Here is a 552-nt window from a genome sequence, read left to right as displayed (position 1 = left end):
ATCGACACCCGCTCCAACAGTGAGGTTCACGAGGGCACCGTGGTCCGGTCCCTGAACGTTCCGGCCGGGAAGTCCGTGGCCAGCTACGGCGCATGGGTGGTCAACCCGGAGACGGACAACAACCCGCTGGTGCTCCTGGCCAAGGACCAGGAGCAGGCCCAGGACATGTGGGACCACCTGGTCGGAGTGGGCATCGACAACGTGGCCGGCTACGTCACCGGCATCGAGGGGTTGCCCGCCTTCACCCCGAAGCTGATCCAGCCCGAGGACCTCGAAAAGTTCGACGCCACCATGGTCCTGGACGTCCGCAACAAGACCGAGCACAAGGCCGGGCATGTCCCTGGCTCATACCAGCTCAGCGGCGGCCGCCTCATGTGGCACCTCGATGAACTCCCGGCCGAGGGCACCATCGTGTCCTACTGCCAGTCCGGGGTACGGAACTCCGTAGCCGCCAGCGCCTTGCGCCGCGCCGGATACGACGTCGTCGAACTCGATGGCAGCTACGCCGCCTGGAACGCCTGGCAGACCAGCGTCCCCGCCGTCTAAGCAGGC

At 66.7% G+C, this 552-nt stretch carries 1 protein-coding gene; it reads left to right on the top strand.

Going from position 1 to position 552, the window contains the following annotated elements; all coding sequences use genetic code 11:
- Positions 1-546, top strand: a 546-nt coding sequence (locus QK290_RS18540) for a rhodanese-like domain-containing protein (protein WP_282332136.1), incomplete at its 5' end; no start/stop codon positions are given.
- Positions 547-552 lie beyond the last annotated feature (6 nt).

The sequence above is a fragment of the Pseudarthrobacter sp. AL07 genome (assembly GCF_029960665.1).
GTDB lineage: Bacteria > Actinomycetota > Actinomycetes > Actinomycetales > Micrococcaceae > Arthrobacter.
Note: the sequence above shows the minus strand (reverse complement) of the source record. Positions and strands in the feature narration are given on the sequence as shown.